The sequence below is a fragment of the Allobosea sp. P4_H5 genome, assembly GCF_056400825.1.
Map to the genome: position 1 here is coordinate 25162 of NZ_JBFUKM010000018.1, position 26736 is coordinate 51897.

The following is a 26736-nucleotide window of genomic DNA, read 5'->3' on the forward strand; positions in this document are numbered from 1 at the left end:
TCACGCGATCATCGGCGCGGCGGCACGGTTGGCCGGAGCCGGCACACCCCGCTCGGCGATCAGGCGCTGGTAGAGCGCCAGATGCTGCTCGGCGCAGTCGACATGGCTGAGCGGCTTCTTGATGCCTGCGCGCAGGCGCTCCCATAGCCCGGGCTCGCTCAGCGCCCGGGTCATGCAGTCGACGAGGTCCTCCGGGCTGCCGGAGCGGAAATGCAGCCCGTCGACCTCGTCGGTGATCTTCTCGGCCATGCCGCCGAGATTGCTGGAGAGGATCGGGCGGCCGTGGAAGAAGGCCTCCTGAATCACGATCGGCGAGTTCTCCCACCAGACCGAGGGCATCACCACCCAGTCGACCGAGCGCATCAGGTTCGGCATCTCATGATTTTGGAAGGCGCCGCAGAAGCGCACGCGCCGCCCGGCCGCCTCGACCAGATCGGCGAACTTCTTCTTGTAGGCCTCCGGCTGCCTGTCGAGATTGCCGCCATAGACCATGAGCACGCTGTCCTCGCCCCAGACCGAATCCGGGATGCGGGTGACGGCGTCGAGCAGCACGTCGGCGCCCTTATAGGGCGTGAGCTGGCCGAAATAGGCAAAGCGCGAGCGCCGGCTCTCTGTGTCCGGCAATGGCCGCGGCGGCGCGACCTCGGCGACGTCGATGCCGTTCTCGATCACCGAGAAGCGATCGGCGGCGAGGCCCCATTGCTGGTAGCGCTCGGCGAGGAAGCGGCTCGGCGAGACGAAATGGTCGGCGAGATTGAGGATGCCCTTGATGAAGGTCTCGCGCGCCAGGAAGCGTGCCGGCGAGATGTCCGGGAAGCAGGCGTTGCAGTCGCTCGGCGAGGACCGATAGCAGAGCTTGAAGGCGCCGGTCTTCACCATCTGCCCGTGATGGTGGCAGATCGAGAGGTACTCGTGGAAGGTTACCACGATCAGCGCATCCGGCAGCGTGTCGCGCACCGCGAAGATGCATTCGAGCCCGAGCCCGATGAAATGGTGGAAATGCACCACGTCGGGCTTGAGGTCGCGCAGCACGCGGACGAAGTCGCGCTCGATCTCGTCGGTGGCGCGGTTCGACAGCAGGAAGTGGTCGTACTCTTCGGCGTAGTAGAGCAGTTCGCCGCCGCGCTGGCGCAGGCTCATCAGGGCCGTGCCGGCATGGCGCGGTGTCGGCGCGCCGACTCGGGCGAGATAGTGCGTGTCGAGCTCGGCCTTGGCCTGGAAGCCCTTGTGCAGGTTGTAGGAGGCGATTTCGGCGCCGCCGAGCGAGAAGGAAGGGTGGCCGTGCGAGACGACGAGGATACGCATGCTCATCCTCTCATGTTGGAAATGGCCAGCGCCCAGCGCCGGTCGAAACTGGTACGGTCGGCGAGATTGATCAGCGCGCCGACATGCGGGCGTGTCTCAGCGTCCTCGACGACATAGATCTCGACCTCGGGCACCCAGAGCGACGGCACGCCGTTCATCCTGAGCTTCAGGCAGAGATCGAGGCCCTTTTCACTGGGCGTGAAGTAGCTGCGCGAGAAGCCGTCTGCCTCGAGGAAGGCGTTGCGCGACATCACGCAGCATTCGGTTGCGCCGGCTGCGACCTCCATCGGCCCGAGGCTGCCGATCGCGTCGAGGGGATATCCGACGAAGCGGTTGTAGACGCGCCGGTTCGTGCCTTCGCCTTCGAGCCAGGCGCCGGCCCAGCGGATCGAATTGTCCTCGAACAATAGGGTCGGGCTCGCGACGCATTGGCCGCCGCGGCCGCGATAGGCGCGCTCCAGCCGGCCGAGCCAGCCGGGCATCCGGATCTGCGCCGCGCCGGAGAGTAGCGCCACCGTCTGGAAGCGGCACGCCCGCACGCCCGCCTCCAGCGCATCGCAGCTGTCCTCGACGCCCTCGACCAGCACGAGCCGGACCTGGAGCCCGTAGAACTTCGCCAGCCGGCGCGCCTCGGCGCCGAGCCGGTCGAAGCTCTCGCCGGGGGCGGCGACGACGATCGGCAGCGGCCTGATCTCGGGATCGATCGCGAGCAGGGCGAACAGACTGGAGAGCTCGCGCTGGCGCTGGTCGAGCCCGATCACCAGGCCGAGTGCCGCATCGGCGTTGAAGCGGCCGATATCATGCGTCTCGATCGCCTTGGGCGGCGCGATCTCGGCGGCCTGCAGTGCTGGTGCGATCTGTTTCTCGACCACGGCGGTCGCGGTCGAGGAGCGCGGATCGAGCAGGCCGAAGACCCGCTCCAGCGCCCGCCGCGCCGGATTGCGTCCGGGCGCCAGCGGCAGGAAGGCCGGCCCGTGACCCTCGACCTCGAATTCGAGATAGAGCGGCTGGCCCGGCTCCGGCAGCAGCTTTGGCGCGAAGACGATGAAGCCGTGGCTGTTGCGCCGGCTCGCCATCGCCGGGCCGAAGCGTGGATCCTCGGCGAAGGCGGCTGTGACGTCCGGCCTGATGGCCCGCGTCCAGATCGCGTCGATGGCGCAGGACTGCGTGCCGCTGCGCAGGGTGACATTGCCGGCCAGGCGCTCGGGATCGAACAGCCAGCCGATGATCAGGACGCCGCTGCCCTCGACGATGGTGGCGTCGTCGATGCCGGCGCGCACCGGCTGCTCCAGGAAGGAGATGGTGTCGCGTCCGTCGAAGCGCTGCGAGGCCTGCTTCAGCTTCTCGACCGTCGCCGGCGGGGCGACGCCGCGCTGCAGCCCGTCGCGCAGATGGCCCGGCACGGTGATCTGCTCGAGCACGACATGGCGCTCATAGACTTCGAGCGCCCGCCAGCCGTCATTGGCACGGAAGAACAGCCGCTCGATCTCGCTGGGATGGCGGATGGCGCACTCTTCCAGCAGGCCGAAGAAGCCACGCGCGCCCTCGCCGAGGTCGTCGCGCTCGAAGGTTCCGGCTTCCAGCACGGCCGGCGAGAGCCCGCCATGGGCGACCAGCAGCTTGGTCCGCCCGGCCGCGAAGTTCGCGGTCCAGCCCTGCACGAAGACGCCGTCGTCGAGCGGACCCATCACCTCGACGAAGCCGCCCGGCTTGGCGACGGATTGCAGCAGCATGCCGACGGCGCGCAGACGGCGCGGATTCGACTTGCCAGCGAGCAGCACCTCAAGCAGCCCGTCGACGACAGTCGGGAAGGCCTGGCCGGCCTCATCGGCGAGCGCCGCGAGGAAGGCCTGCAACGGCATCGGCTTCGGCGCCAGGATCAGACGCAAGGGGCGGCCTGGCCGGCCGAGCAGGATCGCTCCGGAGCCGGCACGATCAGGCGCTGGGGCGGGCGCGAGGCAAAGGAAGCCGGTCGCGTGCGCGGCGTCGGCCTGCGGCCGGCGCCAGGTCAGCGCCATCGTCTCGACCCGGTTGCGCGGATTGCCGTCGACCGCGACCGGCACCTTGCCGGGCAGCGCATCGCAGGCGCTCATCACCAGGATCGCGTTCTCGCCGAGCGGCGTCCAGGCGACGGTCGGCGCCGGGCTGATCATGGTCCGTTCGGGGATGATGACCTCGTTCATCGCCTCACCTGCCCATCAGCATGACGGTGAGCGTGACGAAAGAGAGCAGCGCCGACAGGCCCGAGAGGAAGCCGAGCACGACGGTGACCTGCCGGAGCGGCGCCTTCGCCTCCTTGCGGATCGCGACCAGCCGATCGTCGAAGGCGCGCAGCGTCTGGTCGAAGCGCATCTGGAAGACGTCGATCTCGCCGAGACGGGACGCAAGCGCGCCATTGCCCTCGACCTCCTCGGATTGCCTCACCTCGACCTCGCGCTGGCGATGCTGCGCCAGCTGCACGCCGAGCTCGCCGACCTTGTCGAGCAGTTCCTTCTGGGTCAGCTGCGAGCGCCGCTGCAGCGCGATCAATGCCTCGACCCGGTCGAAGAAACGGGCGAGCGGCACGGCGATCGCCGCTTCCGCCGCCAGCTCCGCCGCCGGCGGCAAACGCAGCTCGAGCTCGGCACCGGTGCTCGGCGAGATGCCGACGATCGTCAGCGCCTCGCGCGCCGCTGCGGTCCGGTCGTCGAGTTCCATGGCGAAGGCGTGCCGGCCATCGCCGATGCCGTTGCGGCGCAGGTCGATGCGGCCCTGATCGGCCACCGCCTCCTGCACCTTGAGGCCGCCCCGCATCAGGCGCACGGTCAGCCGTTCTTCCGGGCGCGCCTCGTCCCAGATCCAGCCATGCAGCCGGTTGCCGTCAAGCGCATCGACGCGCCCGTTGAGCTTTGCCGGGGTTTCGCTCGCGTCGCTCACGGTACCGTCCGGACTGTGCATCGTCGTCATGCTGGTCATGCCGCCTCCGCCAGTTTGAGTTGATCGAACAGGGCAAGGTGCGCCTGCGCGCAGTCGTCCATCCCGGGTTGGGGATCGATGCCGCCGATGAGGCGGCGCCAGAGCCCGTCCTCGCTCGCGGCGCGAGCCATGACCTGCGCCAGCTGGCGCGGATCGCCGGGACGGGCGTGCAGCCCGTCGACGCCGTCGCGCACCATCTCGGCCATGCCGCCGATATTGCTGGCGATCACCGGCCGCAGGTGCTGGAAGGCTTCCTGGATGACGAGGGGGGCGTTCTCGTACCAGATCGAGGGCATCACCACCCAGTCGACCTCGGCCATCAGCGCCGACATCTCGTCGCGGCGATAGGGGCCACAATGGATGACTTCGGCGCCGGCTTCCGCCAGCGCCCTGTCGAGCGCGGTGGTGAAGGCTTCGCTCTGGAACGGCGCTCCGCCATGGATGCGCAGCTCGAACCCGTCCGCGCTTTGCTCGCGCAGAAGCTTGGCCGCCTGAAGCAGCGGCAGCACGCCCTTCCATGGGTTGAGGTTGCCGAAATAACCGAAGCGGTTGCGGGCGCCATGGGTGTGCCGGTGCGGCACCGGCATCTGCGCCGGCCGGGCATTGGCGACGACCTCGATCCTCTCGCCCGGCAGGCCCCAGTCGATATAGCGCTGGCGCAGGAAATGGCTCGGCGAAACGAAACGGTCGACGGCGGACAGATGCGTCTTCAGGAAGCGCTCGCGCAGCAGGAAGCGGTCGGGGCCGATCTCCGGGAAACAGCCATGGCATTTTGCCGGCGAAGCTCCGGTGCAGCGCTGCTTGTCGCTGGTGCGCACCATCAGCCCGTCATGATGGCAGATCGAATAATAGTCGTGCAGCGTCATCACGATCGACGCCTGCGGCAGCAGGCGCCGCGCCAGCGCCAGGAACTCGGCGCCGATCAGCACGAGATGATGGATGTGGATCACGTCCGGCCGGAACTCGGTCAGCAGCGAGCCGAGATCCTGCAAGGTGCCGTAATGGTCGATCTGGCTGAGATGGAAGCGGTCGAAATGCCCGCTCCACAACAGCAGGTCGCCATCCGCGCCGGTCGCCTGGAAGGCGGTGCCGGGATGCGGCTGGCGGTGGATCGCATTGGTCGCGCCGAGGAAGAGCACCTCGCAGCCCTCGCCGCGATAGGCGCTCGCCAGGTCATGCGCGAAGATCTCGGTGCCGCCCGGATGCAGGTCCGGGTGGTTATGGGCGACGACGAGGATACGCCGGCTCATCGCTGGACCCCCGGTTTGACCGCGACCAGCAGGTCCTGGTAGTGGGCCGCGCTGTGGCCGCGCCAATGGCCGGGATCGAGCCGCTCGACGGCGAGACCGGCCTGCGTCGCGTGTTCGAGCAGGAAGCCTGCGTCGATGCCGGCGGCCGCCAGCGGCGCCTCCTCGATCGCATACCAGCCGGGACCCTCACCCCAGCGCCGGAACTTCAGGCGCTCCTGGCCGGTGCTCTGGCCGTCGAGTGCGAAGGCGGTGAGGAAGAGCCGCCCGCCCGGGGCGAGCAGGCGCGCGGCTTCGTTGAGGTAGACCACCAGCTCGTCCGGCGGCAGGTGCGTCGCCACCGAGGTCATGGTGATGAAGTCGAAGCTCTGGTTGGCGAAGCCGAAGCGCACCTCGTTGCCCGGCAGCGAGCCCTGCGGGTTGTAGAGCGGGTGGGCGATGTCGAGGCGCTGGAAACGGAAGCGCGGATAGGCCGGAGAGATCGTCTGGGCGCACCAGAGGATGCCGTCCATGACCGGATCGACGCCGTCATAGCTGCCGCGCTCGGGGTCGAGATATTGCGTCAGCGGCACCGCCATGCGGCCGATGCCGCAGCCGATGTCGAAGACGCGCTCATGCGGCTGCAGCCGGCCGATCCGGACGAAATGGCCGAGGAACTCGGCGCCGATGGCGCGATAGTCGCCGTCGCCGACGAAGATCGAATCCGGCGGCGGATGCGGCAGGAAACGGTTCGTCTGGACATGGGCCATCAGCCAGGCAAGCTCGGGCGTCGCCGGCAAGATCGCGGGCGCTGCTTCCGAAGTGGTCTGTCGCAGGGCGAGGGTCGCCGTCATGCCGCTGTCGCCCTTCTGAGATTGGCGCGGGAGAGGAGGAATTCCGGATCGAGGCTCAAGGACGGCGCCTGCGGCGGCGCGGGTTGCTGCGGTGCGGGTTTGTCGACAGTCGCCATCAGCGCCTCGATCTCACCATCCCAGCGCTTGGTCTGGAGCCAGGAATTGTGCTGCGAGGCGACGCCGCGGGTGTAGTCGAGGCTCTTCGAGATCGACTGGCGCTCGAGATGGTAGAGCGACACGCTCGGCACATAGACGATGCCGAGCCCGGCCCGCGCGATCTTGAGGCAGAGATCGCTGTCCTCGTAATCGCCGATCACGTAAGCGTCGTCGAAGCCGCCGATCTCCATGAACAGCGCCCGCGGCATGACGATGCAGGCGCCGGTGACGCCGGGCACCGGCCGTTCGACATTGGCCGGCGCATAGCCGCTCGGCATGCCCTTGAAGTAATGATGGTTGAGCCAGGTGCCTTTACTGTCGCGCTTGAAGTAGAGCCCGGCATGCTGCAGCGAGCCGTCGTCATAGAGCAACTTGGGGCCGACCGCGCCGGTGCGCCGGTGTGGATCGAGCCGCTGCAACAGCGCCGGCAGCCAGCCTTCGCTGTCGGGGATGACATCGGAATTGACGAGCGCCAGAGCCTGTCCGCGCGAGGCGGCCGCACCGGCATTGCAGGCGGCCGAAAAGCCGCTATTGCGGCCCATCACCACGAGCTGCATCGGCAGCCCATAGGCGAGGAAGAGCCCGCCGAGGAGATGGGCGACCTCGCCCTCATGCTCGGGCGAATCGAGTACGTAGATCAGCTCGGCCTTCTCGGCGAACCAGCGATCGGCGGCGAAAGCCGAGACCTGGATGCGCAGGAAATCGTAGACGCGGTAGAGCGGGATCACCACCGAGACTGCGGGATGTGCGGGGCCCTTGCCGAAGCTCTTGATCCGTGGCTCCGGCAGGCTCTGGCGCAAGGCCGCCTGGCAGTCGGCCAACACCGGCGCGATCGTCCGCTCCAGCATCTGCGCGGTCAAATGCTGTGGCGGGATCGCGGCCAGCGCCCGGGCGCGGATGGCGATGGTATCCACCGGCTGCGCATTGGGGCGCAGCGACAGAATGGTGCCGGATTTCAGCTTGAGCTCGACCCGCGGCTGCAGCACCGGTGCGCCACCGGCATAGCCGGGGATCAGGGCTGCAAAGCCGGTGGCGCGCTTGACGTCGCCATTGGTGCCGGCGGGCAGCAGCGCGGGAAAGTTCTCCAGCCGCTCAAGCACCGGCGTCGGCTCGCCCTCGGAGCGATGCAGCAGCATCTCCTCGAGCAGCCCCTCGGCATCGCGATACCAGCCGCCGAGCAGCAGGCCGGCCGGGGTAGTGACGGCGAGATCGAGCTCCGCCGAGGGCAGGTCGTCATTGCGGCGCACGGTCTGAGCGGCGAGTGGCAGGCGCCTTTGCATCTCGATCGCCAGCAGGCGGCCCTGCTCGGACAGGCCGGAGAGTTGCTCGACCAGCCAGCTGCGCAACCCGTCGCGCTGGCTGGCCTTGCCGGCCCACCAGCGTCCGAGCGAAGGGATGTCCTGGCGGGCAGCGACTGTCCTGACGATCAGGCCGGATTCGGCCTGCAAGATCAGCAGCCCGCCGGCCTGTGGCGGGAACTCGTCGATGATCAGGTGCAGCGGCCGGTTGCCGGCGCGATCGGCGCGGCCGAGCCGCGGCCGGCTGGACAGGCGGGAGAGGCCGCCGGAATCGAGCCTATAGGCGGTGCGGACGCCGGAGAGCCGGCCGGGAACCGTCGTTTCCAGCAGGAGCTTGCCTTCGGTGAGCCGGGCGACCGGGGACGCCGCCGACGGCTTGCGGGCGAGGATCAGCAGGAACTGGCGCAGGAAGCCGAGATAGCCGGCAGCTTGGCTGAGCCCGAACAGCGTCGGCCAATGGCCGACCAGCGCGTTGGCGAGCATGCGGCGCGCATCGGGCGTCGCGTCGCGGACGAGATCCTCCGCATCGGCCATGCCATGGACGAGATCGGGATCGAAACGCGCAGTGGTGTCGCCGCCCGGATGATCGTCGGACAGAGCCGCGACGACCTCTCCGGGCCCGCCATGGCGGAAGACGACGACGACGCGCAGGCGTCCATCGCCCAGCGGCAGGACGACCGAGCCCGAGGCGAGGCGCTTCTCCCCTGCAGCGAGCGCGATGCGCGGCCGCGACAGCACGGGGGCCTCGATGGTCCAACTCAGCAGAAAGACCGAGCCGCTCAGCCTGGAGAGATGCAGCTGCGGGCTCAGGCCGTCCGTGGCGGGCGCGGGCGCAAGAGAGAGCATGAGGAACCTGTTCCGAAAGGGCAGGGGGTGGCGCCGGCCGGACCGAGGTCCAGTCGGCGCCAGCTTTCGTCAGGCGACCGAGAAGTAGGAGTTCGGGTCGGCCTGGATGTCTTCGGCGGTGACGCCGACAATGGTCACGGTGTCGCCATTGCCGAGATCGACGACGGCGTTGCCGCCGACGGTGGTGGCACGCGCCGCCACGTCCTCGGCCGAGCCGATGTCGGTGCCGTTGATGCCGCTGGAGATCTGCAGCAGGTCGTGGCCGGCATCGAAGTCGAGCACGACGTCGTTGCCGCCGCCGCCATTGAAGATGAAGATGTCGTCGCCGGCGCCGCCGGAGAGGATGTCGTCACCCGCGCCGGCGAAGAGCAGATCGTCGCCCGCGCCGCCCTGAAGGACGTCGTTGCCGGCGCCGCCTTCCAGCACGTCGCTGCCAGGACCGCCCTGCAGGACGTCATTGCCAGCGCCGCCGAGCAGGATGTCGTCGCCCGGCCCGCCCTGGAGCAGGTCGTCGCCGTCGCCGCCACGCAGCACGTCGTCGCCGGCATTGCCGCGCAGGATGTCATCGCCGGCGCCGCCGTCGAGAACGTCCTCGCCCTCGCCGCCGAACAGGCTGTCATTGCCTTCGCCGCCGGTGAGCACGTCGTCACCCTGGCCGCCGAAGAGCGCATCATTGCCCTCGCCGCCGGACAGGAAGTCGTTGCCTCCGTCGCCGTAAAGCAGGTCGTCGCCCTCTTCGCCGAAGAGAGAGTCCACCTGGTTGCCGCCATGGACGATGTCGTCCCCGGCGCCGGCAAGGATCACGTCACTGAAGCGTGTCCCAATCAAGAAATCATCGAATGCACTGCCTTCGATCGTGGCCATTCGTCACCTCCTCGGTGATCAGAGAGCACCACCAGATATGCGGAGAACGTCCGCCGCTCGTTCTGGGTCACGGTGCGATTTCGACGGCGATCCAAAGGTTCACCATCGTGCGACACTCATGAGAGTAGCCAAGAAGAGTACTGCATCAAGCAATATATTATGACCATTTTGCGATGCAGCAAAGTTTATATCATTTTATATATTGTTAACGCGGGAATTATACTGAGAACTTGATACGGATTTCGAAGTATATTGTTTCGAGTTGGAATCGACCGGCGATGCGGCCCGATCCCGGCGGCCGGATCGGCCGGGCTCAATCCTCCCTGAAGGCGCGGTTGAAGCTGTCCCGGATGGGCGAGAGCAGGTAATCCGCCGCAAAACGCCGGCCGTTGACGATCAGCACCTCCGCCGCCATGCCGGCATGCAGCGTCACCTTGTTCTCCTTCAGGCTCTGCGGCGTGATCTCGGCGCGGACGATGAAGAAGGCATTGCCGGTCTTGTCGTCGATCAGCTGGTCGGCTGCGACATAGCTGACCTTCGCCAGAAGCGGGGGCATGATCCGGGCGTTGAAGGCGGTGAGCCTGACCTGCGTGTCGGCGCCGACCCGGACCGAATCGATGTCGCGCGGATCGACCTTGGCCTCGACGACCAGCGGCTCCTGCTCGGGCACGATGTCGAGGATGGCCTCGCCCGCGGTGACGACGCTGCCGGCCGTGCGCATGCGGATATTGGCGACGATGCCTTCCTGCGGCGCGGTCACCACCAGCCGGCGCAGCACGTCCTGCGCCTGGACAATACGCTCGACCACCTCCGAGAGCTGGAGCTGGCTGTCCTGCAGGTCCTTGGCGATCTCGCTCTGGCGATCGAGGCTGATCGCCTTGATCTCGAGCTCGGCGCCGGCGACGGCCTGCTCGGCCTTGGCCTTGCGCGCCTTCATCTCGCCGGCGCGGCCGGTGAGCTCGCTCTGGCGGGTCTGCAGCTCGACGAGCTGGGAGCGCTTGGCGTAGCGCTTCTCATAGAGCTCGGCGATCGTCTTCACCTCGTCGTCGATCAGCGTGCGCTGGTTGCGCACGGCGTCGATCTGCGCCTGCAACGCCTCGGATTCGGCCTGGTGCTGCTCGATCACGCGCTGCTGGATGCGGGTCTTGCCGTCATAGACCTGGGCACGGGCGCGGAACAGCGCGCGCTCGGCATTGACCACCTCGCGTGCGATCGGCGTCCGCGCATTCTCGATGTCATCCGGGAAGTCGATCTGCGTCGCATCGCTCTGCTCGGCGCGAAGGCGGGCGAGCCTGGCGTCGAGGCCGACGCGCTTGCCTTCGAGCTGCTGCAGTTCGGCGCGGGCGCGGGCGTCCTCCAGCCTGAGCAGCGGCTCATTCTGCGAGACGCGCTCGCCTTCGGCCTTGAGCAGGGTCTTGAGGATGCCGCCTTCGAGATGGCTGACGGTCTTGCGCCGGCTGTCGACGATCACGGTCGCCTGCGCGACAGCGGCATTGTCGAGCCGCGCCGTCACCGCCCAGGCGCCGAAGCCGCCGAAGCCGAGCGCCACCGCGGCGACGCCGGCCAGGACGAGGTTGCGCAGCGAGGGCATGCGCTCCTCGGGTTCCGCCTCGATCTTCATCGGCACGAGCGCGCGGTCTGGCCGGCGCAGCATCGGAAGCTCGCTCATGCGCTCACCTCGCGGGCGGGGACCGGTTTCGCCGGTTCGAGCTCGACCACGCCGCCAGGCGTGATCATGCCGGAGATCGCCGAACGCGGGCCGAACTGGGCGACGCGGCCCTCACGCAGCACCAGGATCTTGTCGACGATCTGCATCACCGAGGGGCGGTGCGCGATCAGGATCACGATCGCGCCGCTCTCGCGGGCGGCGTTGATCGCCCGGATCAGGCTCTGCTCGCCCTCGGTGTCGAGATTGGCGTTGGGCTCGTCGAGCACGACGAGGCGCGGCATGCCGTAGAGCGCCCGCGCCAGGCCGATGCGCTGGCGCTGGCCGCCGGACAATTTGAAATCGCTGTCGGCGACATTGGTGTCGTAGCCGAGCGGCAGGCGGCCGATCAGCTCGTGCACGCCGGCGATGCGCGCCGCCTCCAGGATGGCATGCGGATCGGGCTTGCGCATGCGGGCGATGTTCTCGGCGATAGTGCCGTCGAGCAGCGAGACCGATTGCGGGAGATAGCCGACCATGTCGCCGAAGGAGCCGCGCTCCCACAGATAGGTGTTGTGGCCGTCGAGATAGACGCCGCCGACATTCGGCTTGAGCACGCCGACGATCAGGCGCGCCAGTGTCGATTTGCCGGCTCCCGATGGCCCGACCAGCCCGAGCACCTCGCCCGGCTCGAGCGTGAAGGAGACGCCCTTGATCACCGTCTGCTCGCCGCCTCTGGGGGCGTAGACCAGCCGGTCGATGACGAGGTCGCCCTGCGTCGCCGGGGTCGGCACGCTCTGGCGCTGCGAGCTCTGCGACTGCAGGAGGTCGCGCACGCGCTTCCAGGCCGCGGCGGCGAGTACCCATTGCCGCCAGTCGGTGATCATCGAATCGAACGGTGCCAGCAAACGGCCGAGCAGGATGCTCGCCGCCATCAGCGTGCCGGCCGAGACCTCGTGCCGGATGATCAGAACGGCGCCTGTCGCATAGATCGCGAGCTGCATGGTCATGCGGCTGGCGCGGGTGATGGCGGCGATGAACTTGCCGCGGCGCGTGCCGAGGTCGAGATGCTCGAGCATGGCGATCTGCTTGGCCCGCCAGCGGCTCGACAAGGCCGGCAGCATGCCCATCGCCTCGATCGTCTCGGCATGGCGCAAGGTGGCGCTGATCTCGTTGATCGAAGCGACGCCTTCTTCGTTCGCCTCCTTCAGCGCCCGCCGTGTCAGCATGTCCGAGACGACGCCGAGCAGCAGCAGGATCAGCAGCGAGGCGAGGCCGACGAGGCCGTAGATCCAGTGGAAGGCGAAGAGTACGGCCAGGAAGATCGGCGACCACATCGCCTCCAGCGGCGTCGCGATCGCCGAGCTCGCGATGAAATAGCGGAGTTCGTTGAGATCGCGGATCGCCTGCGTCGCCTGGCCGGAGCCCTTCTCCAGCGAGGTCGAGACGGCGGCCTGCAGCGCCGGCAGATTGAGCCGGCGGGCGAGGATGCTCGCCATCGCCTGGAAGGTCAGCGAGCGGATGAACTCGATCGTACCGTAGAGCGCCAGCGCCCCGGCCGCGATCACCAGCAGCATGGTCAGCGTGTCATAGCTGCGGCTGACGATGACGCGGTCCTGAACCTGCAGCATGAACATCGGCACGGTCAGCAGCAGGATGTTGACGCAGAAGCTGAGGAAGGCGGCATAGGCCAGCCCCCCGGCAAAGCCGCGCTGCAGCCCACGAATCAGGATGTCGGCAGGCTGGTTCGCAACCTTCATGCAGGTCTCCGAATGGGGCTGGCCATCAGATGGCGCTGTCGACGCCTATGCCGGTACGGCAGGTTCTGAACGTTATAAAAGCGTGCCACATAAGTCGTGTCTATAATATGACAGATGAAGCCTTGTGAAACAACGGCAATTACCGAGAATATGGCAGAAGCGTGCTAAATTTCAAATTTTGAAACAGTTCATGACTATGTTCAATTCGATAAAATCTTAATCTCATTCGGTTCGGGGTGGCATGTGCTTTGCGTATAGGCTATTCGTCAGCCGAAGGGGCTCGGAGGGCTGACTGCTCATTTCGAGATCAGGCGGAGTAGGGAATGCATCTAAAACCCCATGACGGCGCTCGATTCCTAGGCAATGGTTTCAACGGAGATCCCCCCGACGGCATCCGCCGCCTCGAAGCCGAATCAGCGCCGGCGCGGGCGCCGGTGTCGCAGCTCGACCTTGCCCGCATGGTCGAGCGGGTCAGCCGGCGCTTCCTCGACTACCTCAGGCTCGAGCTGACCAAGCTCGGCGTCGACGACATCTCGCCCTCGCAGGTGATGGTGCTGTTCACCATCGGCTCCGGTGAGATCGCGGTGCGCGACCTGCTCGACCGCGGCCACTATGTCGGCTCGAACGCCTCCTACAACCTCAAGCAGCTGGTCGAGAGCGGCTATCTGGACCGAGGGGCCTCGCCGCGCGACCGCCGCCTCGCCCGCATCTCGCTCTCGCCGAAGGGCCAGCTTCTGGTCGAACGCCTGAAGCTCCTCGACGAGACCAGCCAATTCAGCCAGGGACTTGACGGCGATCTCGTCGCCGATCTCCAGGCCACCCACGACACGCTGCGCCGCCTCGAGCAATGGTGGGGCGACGCTTTGCGCTATGGCGGGATTCTGCTGGCTTCATGCACGTCCTATTCGTTCATCGTTCAGGATCTGGTCAGTTCGCTCACCTGATCCAGCGCCTCGTCGCCGAGGGCGGCGAGGTCACGCTGGTGACGGAGAAGCCGGAACCGGATCGCCCAGGCGTGAGGCAGATCGCCTATTCCGTGGGCGAGCCGGCGACCGCGCATGCGACGCTGGCCGCTACCGACTATCATGTGCGCACTGGCGAGGCGGTTGCCGCCGAGTTGAGCAGATTGCACCGGCACGACCGGCCGGATGCGATCCTCGGCCATGTCGGCTGGGGCGGCATGCTCTTCGCCAAGGACGCGATGCCGGGCGTGCCGCTGATCGGCTATTGCGAGTATTTCTACAACGCGGCCGGCTCCGACCTCGACTTCGACTCAGGCATTCCCGTGCCGGAAGCCGAGCGGCGGCGCATCCGCATGCGCAACGCTGCTCAGTTGGTGACGCTGCAGGCGCTCGACTTCGCCTATGCGCCGACGCGCTGGCAGCAGCTGCAATATCCGCGCGCTCTGCAGCAGCGCATCGCCGTCTGCCATGACGGCATCGACATCCATTTTTGTCGGCCTGACGGGCAGGCGGCGCTCACGCTGCCCGATGGGCGCGTGCTCCGCCCCGGCGATCCCGTCGTCACCTTCGCCGCCCGCGATCTCGATCCCTATCGTGGCTATCCGCAATTCATGCGGGCGGCGGCCAGGATCGCGCAGGAGCGGCCCGAGGTGCTTTTCGTCGCGGTCGGCGGCGACGGGCCGGGCTATGGCCGGCCGCGTCCGGACGGGCGGCTCTGGCGCGAGGTGATGCTGGAGGAGACCGGCCTCGGCGACCGCATCGTCCATATCCCCTGGCTTGTTCATGCCGACCTCGTCAGGCTGTTCCAGGTCTCGGCCGCCCATCTCTATCTGAGCGTGCCCTTCGTCCTGTCCTGGTCGATGCTGGAAGCGATGGCCTGCGGCGCGCTGATCATCGGCTCGGCGACGCCGCCGGTGCAGGAGGTGATCCGTCACGGCGCCAACGGCCTGCTCGCGCCTTTCTTCGACGAGGCACGATTGGCGAAGACAGTCATCGCTGCGCTCGACAGACAAGCGGAGCTCGCACCGCTGCGCGCTGCGGCGCGCCAGACGGTGATTGCGCGCTATGAGCGCGAGGCTTGCGTCAATCGCCAGCTCGGCTTCATCGGCCGGCTGGTCGCCGAGGACGATCTGCTCGCGGCGCAGTGAGCGCGCGAGCCCTCAGGCTGCCCCCTCATAGGCCCAGCTGCCCTGCGTCTCCAGCGCCGAGCGCACCGAATTGGCCAGGAAGCAGTTGGCATGGGCGTCGTGATGCAGCGCCTCGACGGCGGCTTCGTCCGGCACCTTCTGTCCACTGAAGACGATATGCGGCTTCAACGTCACCGTTGCGACCCACTCCTTGCCGTCGGCATTCTTCAGCATCTTGCCTTCGGCGGCATCGGCATAGCTGTCCACCCGGTAGCCGCGCATGGCCGCCAGGTTGAGGAACCAGAGCATGTGGCAGCTCGACAGCGCCGCGATGTAAGCCTCCTCCGGATCGATATTGGCCGGGTTGGAGAAGGGCACGCGCACCACATGCGGTGAGCTCGAGGCCGGCACCTCAAGTCCGCCGTCGAAGCGCCAGAGATGAGCGCGGCTGTAGCGGTTATCGAGAAAGACCTCATCGCCGCGCTGCCAGGTGATCGTCGCGCCATGCGTCGCCATCAACTCTCTCCTTGCCCGGAGCAAGCTGCGAGCACGACCGCCCGCGTCGCCTGCAGATGCTGCTCGAGGATTTTTTGGGCCGCGGCCGCATCGCCCGCCGCGACCGCGGCGATCAGCCGGCGATGCTCGTCGGCCCAGCCCTGCTTGCGCGCCCCGGGGCCGAGCGCCTGTGCGCTGAAGCGGTCGATCGGCGCCCGCAGCTGCCGGAACAGGGCAAGGCTGCGCGGGCGCTCGGCTGGCGCATAGAGCGCGTCGTGGAAGGCGATGTCGCCGGAAATCCAGCCGAGCCGATTGTCGGCGTCCTCCAGCCTGTCCTGCAGCCGCGTTAGTTCACGCAGCGAGCGCTGGTCGTGCCGGCCGAGCGCCCGCGCCAGGAGGTCGCTCTCGACCAGCAGCCTGAGATCGAACAGTTCGTCGATCTCCTGCGCTTGCGGCCGGCTCACGCGGGCGCCGCGATAATGCGCGATCTCGAGCAGGCCTTCGCTCTGCAACTGCGCCAGAGCCTCGCGCACCGGGATGCGGCTGACGCCGTATTCGGCGGCGATCTGCTCCTGGCGCAACAATTCGCCCGGCTGCCACCGGCCGGCATCGATCGCCTCACGCAGGCGCTGGGCCAAGGCGGATGCAGTCGTGGCAGCGGCGAGTTGGGGGATTGTCATAGGATAATTGTATTCAAAATTTGCTTGACCGCAAGCGCTCCGTTTCGGCGCTGTTGTCAGAGGCTCACTGGCGCAGTTACAAGCTCCCCGAACGAGAGGATCGTTCGGGCATGACATTCGAGATCGCCGCCACCCCGCAGGAGGCCGTCGACCGGCTGGAGCTGCTCTACGAGCAGGCCCGGACGGCGCTGCGCGACGATTTGCAGCGCTTCTTCACCACCGCCGAGCCGCCGACGCCGGAGGAGCGGGCGCTCTATCGCTACCCGATGCTGCGCGTCACCTACGAGCCCTCGAAGCTGCCGGCGGCGACCCGGCGCGGTTATGCGAAATTCGCCACGCCGGGCATCTATTCGACGACGGTGACGCAGCCGGGCGAGTTCCGGGCCTATCTGCTCGACCAGCTCCAGCCGCTGGTCGAGGAATATGGCGCGACGATCGAGACCGGGATCAGCAGCCAGGAGATTCCCTACCCCTACGCGCTCGACGGCGGCGACGAGCTCGGCCGCGGCACGGTCACGGCGGCCGAGCTCGCCCGGCACTTCCCGACGCCGCTGCTGGCACTGGTCGGCGACGAGATCGCCGACGGCACTTTCGAGATCGTCGAGGGCGAGCCGCGCCCGCTCTCGCTCTTCGATGCGGTCCGGGTGGATTACTCACTGCGCCGGCTGGTGCACTACACCGGCACCGACTGGCGCGCCGTGCAGCCCTGGGTGCTGCTGACCAACTACCATCGCTATGTCGACCAGTTCGTCCGGCTGGCCCTGGCCGAGATCGAGGCCGGGACCGCAGAGGCGCTCGTCGCGCCGGGCGGTATCCGCATCGATCGCGACGGTATCGACGTCAGCGCCGCCGAACGGGTGATGTCGGCGCCCTGGCATCGCTTCCAGATGCCGGCCTATCACCTGATCCGTTCGAGCGGCGAGGGCGTCACTTTGGTCAATATCGGCGTCGGCCCCTCCAACGCCAAGAACATCACCGACCATCTCGCAGTGCTCAGGCCCAATTGCTGGCTGATGGTCGGCCATTGCGGTGGCCTGCGTCAGACGCAGATCATTGGCGATTACGTCCTCGCCCACGCCTATCTCCGCCAGGACGGCATTCTCGACGAGCTGGTGCCGCCCGACGTGCCGGTCCCGGCGCTGGCGGAAGTCCAGGTTGCCTTGCAGGAGGCGGCGGCCGAAGTCACCGGCGAGAAGGGCGACCGGCTGAAGCAGCGCCTGCGCACCGGCACCGTCGTCACCCAGGACGATCGCAATTGGGAGCTGCGCTGGAGCAAGGAGCGCAAGCGCATCAACCTGTCGCGCGCCATCGCGGTCGACATGGAATCGGGCACCATCGCGGCGCAGGGCTATCGCCTGCGCGTGCCCTACGGCACCTTGCTCTGCGTCTCCGACAAGCCGCTGCACGGCGAGATCAAGCTGCCGGGCGCCGCCAACGCCTTCTATGAGCGCGCCGTCGGCGAGCACCTCAAGATCGGCCTTGCCGCGCTCGAGAAGCTCAAGGAAGCCGGCTCGTCGATCCATTCGCGCAAGCTGAGGAGCTTCGACGAGCCGCCTTTCCGCTAGGAGCCTACCCCGCCGGGCAGGCCGCTCCGCTATCGGCCCAGGCCTGCATCAATTCGCCGAACTGCGCATTCGTCCCCGGCACCGGCTGGCGGCCCTTGCCGGGGTTCCAGGCCCAGAGCACCAGCGTGTCCGAGGTGACGTGCTTGACGATCGCCGCGAGGTCGCGGCTGCCGTTGCGGTTCTGGTCCTTGAGCTGCTCGCAGATCTGGCCGAGCGTCTTGCCTTCCCAGGCCATCGAGGCCGGGGCTAGCGCCCAGTGGCCGTCGCCGGGGATGCCGGCCGGGTCGAAGTTCTGTTTGCCATGGCAGGTGGTGCAGGCGAGGCCGGGCGCGCCATGCCCGTCCTTGCCGCGCACCACCATCGGCTGGTGCAGCCGCCTGGCGTCGCTCTGGCGCGGCCGCTCCGTCGCAGGATGGCAGTTCATGCAGCGCGGATGCTGCAGCACCTTGCCGATCTCGGTGAACAGCGCGACCGAGCGGTCGCGCTGATTGGCGATGCCGGCGAAGGTGGCGGCGGGGCGTAAGGCCGCCCCACCCGGTGCCGGCGCGGTCTGCGCCAGCGTCAAGGCGCTGCCGAGCAGCAGGGTGACGGCGGCAGCCGCAGAGGCGAGAGCGATCGATCGCATCACACGGTCCCTCCGACCATCGGCAGCGACAGCGGCCGCTCGCGCCCGAGCCGCGCCAGCGCATTGGCGACCGCCGGCCCGATCGGCGGCACGCCGGGCTCGCCGACACCGGTCGGCTTCTCGGTCGAGGGCACGATCCTGACCTCGACCTCCGGCATCTCGTTGATCCGCAGCGAGCGGTAGCTGTCGAAATTGCCCTGGACTGGCTTGCCCTGGTCGAGCGTCAGCTCGCCATAGAGGGCATGGCCGAGGCCGAAGCCGATGCCGCCCTCCATCTGGGCGCGGATGATGTCGGGATTGACCGCGACGCCGCAATCGACCGCGCACCAGACCTTGTGCACCCGGGGCTCGCCGCCCTCGCCCAGCGAGACCTCGGCGATCTGCGCCACATAGGATCCGAAGCTCTCGACCACGCCGACGCCGCGGGCGCGTCCGTTGACCGGGCCGGGTCCGTTCCATTTGGCGAGGTCAGCGACGGCTTTCAGCACATTGGCGAGGCGCTGCTGCTTGCCCATCAGGGCGAGCCGCCCGGCGACCGGGTCCTGACCCGCCGCCTGCAACAACTGATCGATGAAGCATTCGACCGCATAGCCGGTATGGGTGTGGCCGACCGAGCGCCACCACAGGGTTGGCACGCCGACATCGACGGTGTGCAGGTCGCAGCGGAAATCGGCGATCTCATAGGGCAGCTCGTTGGCGCCCTCGACCATCACCGGGTCGATGCCGTCCTTGATCATCGCCTCGAAAGGCGAGCCCTTCAGGAAGGACTGGCCGACGATCGCGGCGCTCCAGGCGGTGATCTTGCCGTCCTTCACCGCGCCGCGCAGGCGATGCAGGAAGAGCGGGCGGTAATAGCCGCCGGAGAGATCGTCCTCGCGGGTGCGTACCAGCTTGACCGGCCGGTTCGGGCCGATCGCCTTGGCGACTTCGGCAAGCTCGACCGCAAGCTCGGAACTCGGCTGCGCGCGCCGGCCGAAGCTGCCGCCGCCCAGCATGGTCTCGACCGTGACCTTCTCCGGTCCGAGGCCGAGCACCTTGGCGATGACCTGATGGTCGATGGTCTGGAGCTGGCTGCCGAGGCGGGCGAGCGCGCCTTGCGCATTCCATTCGAGATAACCGTCGAGCGGCTCCATCGGCGCATGCGCCAGATAGGGGAAGGCGTATTCCGCCTCGATCACCTTCTCGGCCTTGGCGAGCACCGCTTCGGCATCGCCGTGCTTGCCGGCGATGGCCCCTTCCGTCCGCGCGAGCTTGCGATATTCGGCGAAGAGCTCGCGGCTGCCGCGCTTCTCGGCGCCGCTTTCGTCCCAGGTGACCTTCAGCGCTTCGCGCCCCTTCAGCGCCGGCCAGGTCCCGGTCGCATAGACGGCGACGCCCGAGGGGATCTGCTTGATGTCGACGACGCCCTTCACCTTCTTGGCCTCGCTCGCGTCGAAGGCTGCGACCTTGCCGCCGAAGCGCGGCGGCCTGGCGACGACGACCGTCAGCATCTCCGGTGTATGGATGTCGATGGTGAACTGCGCCGTGCCGGTTGACTTGCCCTTGCTGTCGAGGCGAGGCGTCGCGCCCTCCTTGCCGATCAGCCTGAACTGCGCGGGATCCTTGAGCTTGACCTCGGCGGGCGTCTGCAGCTTCGACGCCGCCTCGGCGAATTCGCCGAAGTGCCCTTGCTTGCCGGACGCATGCTTCAGCACACCCTTCTCGACGCTGATCTCAGCCGCAGGAACCTTCCAGGCCTCTGCCGCCGCCTGCACCAGCATGGCGCGGGCGGTCGCGCCGGCCTTGCGCATCTGCTCATAGGAATTGGCGATCGCCGTCGAGCCGCCGGTGCCCTGGATGCCAAAGGCGAGGTTGGCGTAGAGCTTGGCGTCGGCCACGGCATGCTCGGCCCGCATCTGGGTCCAGTCGGCGTCGAGCTCCTCGGCGACGAGTGTGGCGAGGCCGGTGAACGGGCCCTGGCCGAACTCGATATGCTTGACCAGCACCGTCACGGTGTCGTCGGCGGCGATCCGGACGAAGGCGTTCGGTGCGAAGGCGGCAGTGCCGCCGGGCTTGAACACCTGCGCTGCGCCCGATTGCGCCCGGCCGGCCTGCGGCAGGCTGAGGCCGATGACGAGCGCGCCGGCGCCCTTCAGGAGGTTGCGGCGCGAGAGGTTGATGTCATGTGCGGTCATGGTCAGCCCTCCAGCGTGCGTGCGGCGTCGTGGATCGCGGCGCGGATGCGGACATAGGTCGCGCAGCGGCAGAGATTGCCGTTCATGGCGAGGTCGATGTCGCGATCGGTCGGCTTGCGGATTTCCTTGAGCAGGGCGATCGCGCTCATCACCTGGCCGGACTGGCAGTAGCCGCATTGCGGCACGTCGTGCTTGACCCAGGCGGCCTGCACCGCCTCGGCTTCCTTGCCGGCGAGCGCCTCGATCGTGGTGATCTTCGCTTCGCCGATCGCGGAGACCGGCATGGAGCAGGAGCGTAGCGGCTGGCCGTCCATGTAGACGGTACAGGCGCCGCATTGCGCGACGCCGCAGCCGAATTTGGTGCCGGTCAGCTGCAGATTGTCGCGCAGCACCCAGAGCAGCGGGGTGTCGTCGTCGACATCGACGCTGTGGCGCGTTCCGTTGACTGTGATGGTATGGGCCATGGCTGCCTCTCTGGCTCGCTGGGCATGACACAGCGCGGCACCAGGGCTGCCGGATCGAGGCTCGCTCGAAGGCCCGTTCTGACATATCAGAAGGCGGGCGGTGATCCGTCGTCTGGGTCGCGCGACTAGACGAGTTAGACGTTTTGCGTCTAACTAGAATGGTCGCCGACAGTTTGGATTCTGTCAAGACTGCAAATGAGCGACCGCAGCGAAAGTTCCGTAGCGTCCGCAGAGGACGGCAAGGGCCGCATCGAGCAGATCGCGGAGGCGGCGCTGCGCCTGTTCGCCCGCTATGGCTACAAGCGCACCTCGATGGACGACATCGCGCGCGAGGCCGGGGTCGCCCGCGCCACGCTCTACCTCCACTTCAAGGGCAAGGACGACGTCTTCCGGGCCATGCTCGCGGGCCTCGGCGGACGTGTCGAGACACGTTGCCGCGAGGCGCTGGCGACGCCCGGCCCGTTCGCCCACCGGCTGGCTGCGCTGATGGAAGCCCATCACGGTACCGCCTTCAGTGCCTTCAGCGCCGGCGAGCACCTCGGCGAGCTCAAGGCGGTCATGGTTGCCATTGCAGGAGCCGAGCTTGCCGCCTTCGAGGCAACCTTCGTCAGCTTCGCCCGGCAGCTCTTCGAAGAGGTGGAGGCGCGCGGCGAGATCGCGATCGCGCGCAGCGGCCTTCCGCTGGAAACCTTGATCGCGACGCTGGTCCGCGCCGCCGCCGGCGCGAAATATGGCGAGCAGCCCTCCTGCGAGCATTATCTCGTCCGGCTGCGCGAGGTCGCGGCGGTGTTTGCGGCCGCGGTCGCGCTGGACGCGTCGGCACGAAGCTGATTGCAGCGCAAGCCGGCTCTTGTGCCTAAGCCTTTCGTCTAGCGGCGGTTGCTTCGCGGGCTCTGTATGGGGTTCTGCGCACGCCCGCGCCGTTGACATGGGCGATATGCGCGGTGCAGCATGCCGCCCGGGAAACGAACAATCGAACAATGGGCAAGGTTATCCAGGGATGTCTGAGGATACTATTCTCTCGACCTCAGGCCTGACGAAAGAATTTGCCGGCTTCACAGCTGTCAACGGCGTTGATCTGAAGGTTCGTCGTGGCTCGATTCACGCTTTGATCGGACCGAATGGGGCGGGCAAGACCACCTGCTTCAACCTGTTGACCAAGTTCCTGCCGCCGACGCGCGGGCAGATCGTCTATAACGGCCGCGATATCACTCGCGAGAAGCCGGCGGAGATCGCCAGGCTCGGGCTGGTGCGCTCCTTCCAGATTTCGGCGGTGTTCCCGCAGCTCTCGGTCAAGACCAATGTCCGCGTCGCCTTGCAGCGCAAGCGCGGCGACAATTTCGACTTCTGGCGCTCGGAGCGGGCGCTGTCCTCGCTCGACGCCGAGGCGCTGCGCCTCGTCGACGCGGTCGGCCTCTCGGCCTTCGCCGAACTGCCGGCGGGCGAACTCTCCTATGGCCGCAAGCGGGCGCTGGAGATTGCGACGACATTGGCGCTCGATCCCGAGATGTTGCTGCTCGACGAGCCGATGGCGGGTATGGGCCGCGAGGACATCGACCGGATCGAGGCGCTGATCCGCAAGGTCTCGGCCAATCGCACCATCCTGATGGTCGAGCACAATCTCTCGGTGGTCGCCGCGCTCTGCGACCGCATCACCGTGCTCGCCCGTGGCCAGGTCCTGGCCGAGGGCGACTATGCATCCGTCTCGAAGGATCCGCGCGTGGTCGAAGCCTATATCGGATCGGGGGTCGGCCATGGTCACTGAAGCCGTGCGGGAGCGCCCGGCGGTGGCCGGCGGCAAGCCCTTGCTCGCCGTGCGCGGGCTCGAGGCCTGGTATGGCGAGAGCCATGTCCTTCACGGTGTCGAGCTCGATGTCGGCGAGGGCGAGGTGGTGACGCTGCTCGGCCGCAACGGCGCCGGCAAGACCACGACGCTGAAGTCGATCATGGGCGTGATCGGCAAGCGCAAGGGCTCGGTCACTTTCGCCGGGCAGGAGACGATCGGGCTGCCCTCGCGCGCCATCGCCCGGCTCGGCATCGGCTATGTCCCGGAGGAGCGCGGCATCTACTCGACGCTGTCGGTCGAGGAGAACCTGATGCTGCCGCCGCAGGTGAAGCCGGGCGGCCTGCCGGTCGAGCAGATCTTCACGCTCTTCCCCAACCTGAAGGAGCGGCTGAAGAGCCAGGGCACCAAGCTCTCCGGCGGCGAGCAGCAGATGCTGGCGATCGGCCGCATCCTGCGCACCGGCGCCAACCTGTTGCTGCTCGACGAGCCGACGGAAGGCCTCGCCCCGGTGATCATCGACCAGATCGGCGCCACCATCCGCATGCTCAAGAGCCAGGGTTTCACCATCGTCCTGGTCGAGCAGAACTTCCGCTTCGCCCAGACCGTTGCCGACCGCCACTACGTCGTCGAGCAGGGCAAGGTCGTCGACATGATCCAAAATGCAGACCTCGACGCCAATATCGACAAGCTCCACAGCTATCTCGGAGTCTGACGCAGGGCGTCCAAAAAGAACCGTCGCAATTCAGATATCCCCAGGGAGACCAACATGAATCTCAAGACATTGCTCGCGGCCACGGCGCTCGGCGCCCTGATGGCCGCGCCGGCGCTGGCGCAGCAGCTCTCGGTCAAGGCCGGCGTGCTCAACGACCGTTCCGGCATCTATGCCGACCTCTCCGGCGAGGGCTCTGTGATCGCCGCGCGCCTGGCGGTCGAGGACTTCAAGGCAGCCGAGAAGGGCATCAAGGTCGAGATCGTCTCGGCCGACCACCAGAACAAGCCCGACGTCGGCTCGACCATCACCCGGCAATGGTATGATCAGGATGGCGTCGACCTGATCCTCGACGTGCCGACCTCCTCGGTGGCGCTGGCGGTCAGCCAGATCACCAAGGACAAGAACAAGATCCTCATCAACTCCGGCGCCGGCACCTCGGACCTCACCGGCAAGGCCTGCTCGCCGAATACCGTCCACTGGACCTACGACACCTATGCCCTCGCCCAGGGCACCGGCGGCGCCATGGTGAAGGCCGGCGGCGACAGTTGGTTCTTCCTCACCGCCGACTACGCCTTCGGCCATTCGCTCGAGCGCGACACCTCGGCGGTCGTCACCAAGGCCGGCGGCAAGGTTGTCGGCGCGGTGCGTACCCCGTTCCCGGGCACCGACTTCTCGTCCTTCCTGCTGCAGGCCCAGGCCTCCAAGGCCAAGGTCATCGGCCTCGCCAATGCCGGCGGCGACCTGACCAACTCGGTCAAGCAGGCGAGCGAGTTCGGCATCACCCAGGGCGGCCAGAAGCTCGCCGGCCTGCTGACCTTCGCCAGCGACGTGCATGCGCTCGGCCTGCAGGCGGCGCAGGGCCTGGTGCTGACCGAATCCTTCTACTGGGATCGTGACGATGGCACCCGCGCCTTCTCCGAGCGCTTCGCCAAGCTCAATGGCGGCAAGAAGCCGACCATGGTGCAGGCGGGCGTCTACTCCGGCCTGCTGCACTATCTGAAGGCCGTCGAGGCGACCAAGAGCAAGGACGCCGCCGTGGTCATGGCCAAGATGAAGGAAATGCCGACCGACGATCCGTTGTTCGGCAAGGGCTCGATCCGCGTCAACGGCCGCAAGATGCACTCGATGTATCTCTACGAGGTCAAGAAGCCGTCGGAGTCGAAGGGCCCGTGGGACTACTACAAGCAGCTCGCGGTGCTCTCGGGCGAGGAAGCCTTCCAGCCGCTCGCCGAGACCGGCTGCTCGCTCGTCAAGTGACGGCGGGCTGACAACGTCCACATGACATCTCTTTCCGGGGCCGGAACCGGCCCCGGACCAGTTTTCACGGAACGGTCGAGCCGATGTTCGAACTTCTAGGCGTGCCGCCGCAGGCGCTGTTCGGCCAGGTCCTTCTCGGCCTGATCAACGGCTCGTTCTACGCGATCCTCAGCCTTGGCCTGGCGGTGATCTTCGGCCTGCTCAACATCATCAACTTCGCCCACGGGGCGCAGTACATGATGGGCGCCTTCGTCGCCTGGATGTGCCTGAACTATCTCGGCATCAACTATTGGGCCGCGCTGGTGGTCGCCCCGGTTCTGGTCGGCGCCACCGGCATCGTGATCGAGCGGGTCTTCCTGGCCCGCATCGCCAAATACGACCATCTCTACGGGCTGCTGCTGACCTTCGGCCTGGCGCTGATCATCCAGGGCCTGTTCCGCAATTATTACGGCTCCTCCGGCCTGCCCTACGGCATCCCGCCGCAGCTGACCGGCGGCCAGAATCTCGGCTTCATGTTCCTGCCGACCTATCGCGGCTGGGTCGTCGTCGCCTCGCTGGTGATCTGCCTCGCCACTTGGTTCATGATCGAGAAGACCAAGCTCGGCGCCTATCTGCGGGCCGCGACCGAGAATCCGACCCTGACCCAGGCCTTCGGCATCAACGTGCCCTTGCTGGTGACGCTGACCTATGGCTTCGGCGTCGCGCTCGCCGCTTTCGCCGGCGTGCTCGCCGCCCCGATCTACGCGGTCAACCCGAACATGGGCGCTGACCTGATCATCGTCGTCTTCGCCGTCGTCGTCATCGGCGGCATGGGCTCGATCATGGGCGCGATCGTCACCGGCTTCTCGCTCGGCCTGATCGAGGGCCTGACCAAGGTGTTCTACCCCGAGGCCTCCTCGACCGTGATCTTCATCATCATGGTGCTGGTGCTGCTGGTGAAGCCCGCCGGCCTGTTCGGCCGCGCCGCCTGAGGACGCAAGGACCAAAGACATGACCGACCTTGCCTCCAGCGATACCCCCACCGCTGCCGTCGTCGCCGAGACCGACGACAGCGCCGCCCGCTTGCATCGCAACCTCTTCATCGCGATCGCGGTGCTGCTCGCGGTTGCGCCCTTTGTCGCCTATCCCGTCTTCGTGATGAAGGTGCTGTGCTTTGCGCTGTTCGCGCTCGCCTTCAACCTGCTGCTTGGCTATGGTGGCCTGCTCTCCTTCGGCCACGCCGCCTATTTCGGCATGGCGAGCTATGTCAGCGCCTATACCGCCAAGCACTGGGGCCTGACGCCGGAGCTGGCGATCCTGCTCGGCACCGCCGTCGCCGCCTTGCTCGGTCTCGTCTTCGGCGCGCTCGCCATCCGCCGCCAGGGCATCTATTTCGCCATGATCACCCTGGCGCTGGCGCAGATGGCCTTCTTCTTCTCGCTGCAGACGCCGCGCTTCACCGGTGGCGAGGACGGCATCCAGGCCGTGCCGCGCGGCAAGCTCTTTGGCCTGATCAGCCTCGCCGACGACCGCGCGCTCTATTGGCTGGTCGCCGCCATCTTCATGGGTGGGCTTCTGCTGATCTACCGCATCATCCACTCGCCCTTCGGCCAGGTCTGCAAGGCGATCCGCGACAACGAGCCGCGCGCCATCTCGCTCGGCTACCGCGCCAGCCAGTACAAGCTCGCCGTCTTCGTGCTCTCGGCCGGACTCGCAGGGCTTGCCGGCGCGACCAAGGCGATCGTCTTCCAGCTGGCATCGCTCACCGACGTCTACTGGACGATGTCGGGCGAGGTCGTGCTGATGACGCTGGTCGGTGGCCTCGGCACCGTCTTCGGCCCGATCGTCGGCGCTGCCGTCATTGTCGCCATGCAGAACTATCTCGCCGGCCTCGGCTCCTGGGTGCTGGTTGTCCAGGGGGTGATCTTCGTCGCCTGCGTCCTGCTCTTCCGCGAAGGCATCGTCGGCGTCATCGCCAAGTGGATCAAGAAGCCGCTGTGA

23 protein-coding genes are annotated in these 26736 nt (G+C 67.3%); 9 read left to right on the forward strand and 14 right to left on the reverse strand.

What is annotated here, in order from left to right; translation table 11 throughout:
* From AC1DS0_RS28130 to AC1DS0_RS28170, 9 genes are all read right to left on the reverse strand, one after another.
* Window positions 1-1311 carry a glycosyltransferase family 4 protein gene (locus AC1DS0_RS28130; RefSeq protein ID WP_476817515.1) on the reverse strand — a complete coding sequence of 437 codons (1311 nt, stop codon included), beginning with the start codon at window positions 1309-1311 and terminating at the stop codon, window positions 1-3.
* The gene (locus AC1DS0_RS28135) at window positions 1308-3488 is read right to left on the reverse strand and encodes a glycosyltransferase family 2 protein (RefSeq protein WP_476817516.1); all 2181 of its coding nucleotides are present in this window, start codon (window positions 3486-3488) and stop codon (window positions 1308-1310) included. The genes AC1DS0_RS28130 and AC1DS0_RS28135 overlap by 4 nt, the downstream gene beginning before the upstream one ends.
* A 4-nt stretch (window positions 3489-3492) precedes the next feature.
* On the reverse strand, window positions 3493-4260 hold the full coding sequence (locus tag AC1DS0_RS28140; RefSeq protein WP_476817517.1) for a hypothetical protein: 768 nt from the start codon (window positions 4258-4260) through the stop codon (window positions 3493-3495).
* Window positions 4257-5510 carry a glycosyltransferase family 4 protein gene (locus AC1DS0_RS28145; protein WP_476817518.1) on the reverse strand — a complete coding sequence of 418 codons (1254 nt, stop codon included), beginning with the start codon at window positions 5508-5510 and terminating at the stop codon, window positions 4257-4259. Before AC1DS0_RS28145 ends, AC1DS0_RS28140 begins: the two co-directional genes overlap by 4 nt.
* Window positions 5507-6340: a class I SAM-dependent methyltransferase gene (locus tag AC1DS0_RS28150; RefSeq protein ID WP_476817519.1), complete on the reverse strand. Its 834-nt coding sequence runs from the start codon at window positions 6338-6340 to the stop codon at window positions 5507-5509. Before AC1DS0_RS28150 ends, AC1DS0_RS28145 begins: the two co-directional genes overlap by 4 nt.
* Window positions 6337-8640: a glycosyltransferase gene (locus tag AC1DS0_RS28155; RefSeq protein ID WP_476817520.1), complete on the reverse strand. Its 2304-nt coding sequence runs from the start codon at window positions 8638-8640 to the stop codon at window positions 6337-6339. The genes AC1DS0_RS28150 and AC1DS0_RS28155 overlap by 4 nt, the downstream gene beginning before the upstream one ends.
* A gap of 69 nt (window positions 8641-8709) precedes the next feature.
* On the reverse strand, window positions 8710-9504 hold the full coding sequence (locus AC1DS0_RS28160; RefSeq protein ID WP_476817521.1) for a calcium-binding protein: 795 nt from the start codon (window positions 9502-9504) through the stop codon (window positions 8710-8712).
* Window positions 9505-9817: 313 nt separating this feature from the next.
* The gene (locus AC1DS0_RS28165; RefSeq protein ID WP_476817522.1) at window positions 9818-11173 is read right to left on the reverse strand and encodes an HlyD family type I secretion periplasmic adaptor subunit; all 1356 of its coding nucleotides are present in this window, start codon (window positions 11171-11173) and stop codon (window positions 9818-9820) included.
* A complete protein-coding gene (locus tag AC1DS0_RS28170; RefSeq protein WP_476817523.1) occupies window positions 11170-12909 on the reverse strand; it encodes a type I secretion system permease/ATPase in 1740 nt (579 codons plus the stop codon). Before AC1DS0_RS28170 ends, AC1DS0_RS28165 begins: the two co-directional genes overlap by 4 nt.
* A gap of 458 nt (window positions 12910-13367) precedes the next feature.
* Between AC1DS0_RS28170 and AC1DS0_RS28175 the strand changes: the two genes are divergently transcribed.
* Together AC1DS0_RS28175 and AC1DS0_RS28180 are read left to right on the forward strand one after the other, a co-directional pair.
* Complete coding sequence (locus tag AC1DS0_RS28175; protein ID WP_476817604.1) at window positions 13368-13853, forward strand: MarR family transcriptional regulator; 486 nt, start codon at window positions 13368-13370, stop codon at window positions 13851-13853.
* Window positions 13802-15019, forward strand: coding sequence for a glycosyltransferase (locus AC1DS0_RS28180; RefSeq protein WP_476817524.1), 1218 nt, complete (start codon window positions 13802-13804; stop codon window positions 15017-15019). Before AC1DS0_RS28175 ends, AC1DS0_RS28180 begins: the two co-directional genes overlap by 52 nt.
* A 12-nt stretch (window positions 15020-15031) precedes the next feature.
* Here the strand turns inward: AC1DS0_RS28180 and AC1DS0_RS28185 are convergent, their stop codons facing one another.
* Together AC1DS0_RS28185 and AC1DS0_RS28190 are read right to left on the reverse strand one after the other, a co-directional pair.
* Window positions 15032-15514: an OsmC family protein gene (locus AC1DS0_RS28185; RefSeq protein WP_476817525.1), complete on the reverse strand. Its 483-nt coding sequence runs from the start codon at window positions 15512-15514 to the stop codon at window positions 15032-15034.
* Entirely contained in the window at window positions 15514-16173 is a 660-nt protein-coding gene (locus tag AC1DS0_RS28190; protein ID WP_476817526.1) for a GntR family transcriptional regulator, read from the reverse strand. Before AC1DS0_RS28190 ends, AC1DS0_RS28185 begins: the two co-directional genes overlap by 1 nt.
* A 110-nt stretch (window positions 16174-16283) precedes the next feature.
* Here AC1DS0_RS28190 and AC1DS0_RS28195 point away from each other — a divergent pair, with 110 nt between their 5' ends.
* Window positions 16284-17738: an AMP nucleosidase gene (locus AC1DS0_RS28195; RefSeq protein ID WP_476817527.1), complete on the forward strand. Its 1455-nt coding sequence runs from the start codon at window positions 16284-16286 to the stop codon at window positions 17736-17738.
* A gap of 4 nt (window positions 17739-17742) precedes the next feature.
* On the opposite strand, the gene AC1DS0_RS28200 is transcribed toward AC1DS0_RS28195, so the two are convergent.
* From AC1DS0_RS28200 to AC1DS0_RS28210, 3 genes are read right to left on the reverse strand one after another with little or no spacing between them, the layout of a single operon-like run.
* Window positions 17743-18363: an Isoquinoline 1-oxidoreductase subunit gene (locus AC1DS0_RS28200; protein WP_476817528.1), complete on the reverse strand. Its 621-nt coding sequence runs from the start codon at window positions 18361-18363 to the stop codon at window positions 17743-17745.
* On the reverse strand, window positions 18363-20537 hold the full coding sequence (locus AC1DS0_RS28205) for a xanthine dehydrogenase family protein molybdopterin-binding subunit (protein ID WP_476817529.1): 2175 nt from the start codon (window positions 20535-20537) through the stop codon (window positions 18363-18365). The genes AC1DS0_RS28200 and AC1DS0_RS28205 overlap by 1 nt, the downstream gene beginning before the upstream one ends.
* Before the next feature lie 2 nt (window positions 20538-20539).
* Window positions 20540-21001, reverse strand: coding sequence for a (2Fe-2S)-binding protein (locus AC1DS0_RS28210; RefSeq protein WP_476817530.1), 462 nt, complete (start codon window positions 20999-21001; stop codon window positions 20540-20542).
* A 195-nt stretch (window positions 21002-21196) separates the two neighbouring features.
* Here AC1DS0_RS28210 and AC1DS0_RS28215 point away from each other — a divergent pair, with 195 nt between their 5' ends.
* The 6 genes from AC1DS0_RS28215 (at window position 21197) to AC1DS0_RS28240 (ending at window position 26736) form a co-directional block, all read left to right on the forward strand.
* Window positions 21197-21832 carry a TetR/AcrR family transcriptional regulator gene (locus tag AC1DS0_RS28215; protein WP_476817531.1) on the forward strand — a complete coding sequence of 212 codons (636 nt, stop codon included), beginning with the start codon at window positions 21197-21199 and terminating at the stop codon, window positions 21830-21832.
* A gap of 169 nt (window positions 21833-22001) precedes the next feature.
* The gene (locus AC1DS0_RS28220; protein ID WP_476817532.1) at window positions 22002-22766 is read left to right on the forward strand and encodes an ABC transporter ATP-binding protein; all 765 of its coding nucleotides are present in this window, start codon (window positions 22002-22004) and stop codon (window positions 22764-22766) included.
* Complete coding sequence (locus tag AC1DS0_RS28225; RefSeq protein WP_476817533.1) at window positions 22756-23499, forward strand: ABC transporter ATP-binding protein; 744 nt, start codon at window positions 22756-22758, stop codon at window positions 23497-23499. Before AC1DS0_RS28220 ends, AC1DS0_RS28225 begins: the two co-directional genes overlap by 11 nt.
* 54 nt (window positions 23500-23553) lie before the next feature.
* Complete coding sequence (locus tag AC1DS0_RS28230) at window positions 23554-24756, forward strand: ABC transporter substrate-binding protein (RefSeq protein WP_476817534.1); 1203 nt, start codon at window positions 23554-23556, stop codon at window positions 24754-24756.
* 83 nt (window positions 24757-24839) lie between these two features.
* Window positions 24840-25727 (forward strand): branched-chain amino acid ABC transporter permease, encoded by an 888-nt coding sequence (locus AC1DS0_RS28235; RefSeq protein WP_476817535.1) that lies wholly within the window; start codon window positions 24840-24842, stop codon window positions 25725-25727.
* 19 nt (window positions 25728-25746) lie between these two features.
* Window positions 25747-26736, forward strand: coding sequence for a branched-chain amino acid ABC transporter permease (locus tag AC1DS0_RS28240; RefSeq protein ID WP_476817536.1), 990 nt, complete (start codon window positions 25747-25749; stop codon window positions 26734-26736).

Bases quoted from the DNA above. Each gene is read 5' to 3' on its own strand.
- AC1DS0_RS28130 (WP_476817515.1), bottom strand. From the start codon at position 1,311: ATGAGCATGCGTATCCTCGTCGTCTCGCACGGCCACCCTTCCTTCTCG.
- AC1DS0_RS28135 (WP_476817516.1), bottom strand. From the start codon at position 3,488: ATGAACGAGGTCATCATCCCCGAACGGACCATGATCAGCCCGGCGCCG.
- AC1DS0_RS28140 (WP_476817517.1), bottom strand. From the start codon at position 4,260: ATGACCAGCATGACGACGATGCACAGTCCGGACGGTACCGTGAGCGAC.
- AC1DS0_RS28145 (WP_476817518.1), bottom strand. From the start codon at position 5,510: ATGAGCCGGCGTATCCTCGTCGTCGCCCATAACCACCCGGACCTGCAT.
- AC1DS0_RS28150 (WP_476817519.1), bottom strand. From the start codon at position 6,340: ATGACGGCGACCCTCGCCCTGCGACAGACCACTTCGGAAGCAGCGCCC.
- AC1DS0_RS28155 (WP_476817520.1), bottom strand. From the start codon at position 8,640: ATGCTCTCTCTTGCGCCCGCGCCCGCCACGGACGGCCTGAGCCCGCAG.
- AC1DS0_RS28160 (WP_476817521.1), bottom strand. From the start codon at position 9,504: ATGGCCACGATCGAAGGCAGTGCATTCGATGATTTCTTGATTGGGACA.
- AC1DS0_RS28165 (WP_476817522.1), bottom strand. From the start codon at position 11,173: ATGAGCGAGCTTCCGATGCTGCGCCGGCCAGACCGCGCGCTCGTGCCG.
- AC1DS0_RS28170 (WP_476817523.1), bottom strand. From the start codon at position 12,909: ATGAAGGTTGCGAACCAGCCTGCCGACATCCTGATTCGTGGGCTGCAG.
- AC1DS0_RS28175 (WP_476817604.1), top strand. From the start codon at position 13,368: ATGGTCGAGCGGGTCAGCCGGCGCTTCCTCGACTACCTCAGGCTCGAG.
- AC1DS0_RS28180 (WP_476817524.1), top strand. From the start codon at position 13,802: ATGCACGTCCTATTCGTTCATCGTTCAGGATCTGGTCAGTTCGCTCAC.
- AC1DS0_RS28185 (WP_476817525.1), bottom strand. From the start codon at position 15,514: ATGGCGACGCATGGCGCGACGATCACCTGGCAGCGCGGCGATGAGGTC.
- AC1DS0_RS28190 (WP_476817526.1), bottom strand. From the start codon at position 16,173: ATGACAATCCCCCAACTCGCCGCTGCCACGACTGCATCCGCCTTGGCC.
- AC1DS0_RS28195 (WP_476817527.1), top strand. From the start codon at position 16,284: ATGACATTCGAGATCGCCGCCACCCCGCAGGAGGCCGTCGACCGGCTG.
- AC1DS0_RS28200 (WP_476817528.1), bottom strand. From the start codon at position 18,363: ATGCGATCGATCGCTCTCGCCTCTGCGGCTGCCGCCGTCACCCTGCTG.
- AC1DS0_RS28205 (WP_476817529.1), bottom strand. From the start codon at position 20,537: ATGACCGCACATGACATCAACCTCTCGCGCCGCAACCTCCTGAAGGGC.
- AC1DS0_RS28210 (WP_476817530.1), bottom strand. From the start codon at position 21,001: ATGGCCCATACCATCACAGTCAACGGAACGCGCCACAGCGTCGATGTC.
- AC1DS0_RS28215 (WP_476817531.1), top strand. From the start codon at position 21,197: ATGAGCGACCGCAGCGAAAGTTCCGTAGCGTCCGCAGAGGACGGCAAG.
- AC1DS0_RS28220 (WP_476817532.1), top strand. From the start codon at position 22,002: ATGTCTGAGGATACTATTCTCTCGACCTCAGGCCTGACGAAAGAATTT.
- AC1DS0_RS28225 (WP_476817533.1), top strand. From the start codon at position 22,756: ATGGTCACTGAAGCCGTGCGGGAGCGCCCGGCGGTGGCCGGCGGCAAG.
- AC1DS0_RS28230 (WP_476817534.1), top strand. From the start codon at position 23,554: ATGAATCTCAAGACATTGCTCGCGGCCACGGCGCTCGGCGCCCTGATG.
- AC1DS0_RS28235 (WP_476817535.1), top strand. From the start codon at position 24,840: ATGTTCGAACTTCTAGGCGTGCCGCCGCAGGCGCTGTTCGGCCAGGTC.
- AC1DS0_RS28240 (WP_476817536.1), top strand. From the start codon at position 25,747: ATGACCGACCTTGCCTCCAGCGATACCCCCACCGCTGCCGTCGTCGCC.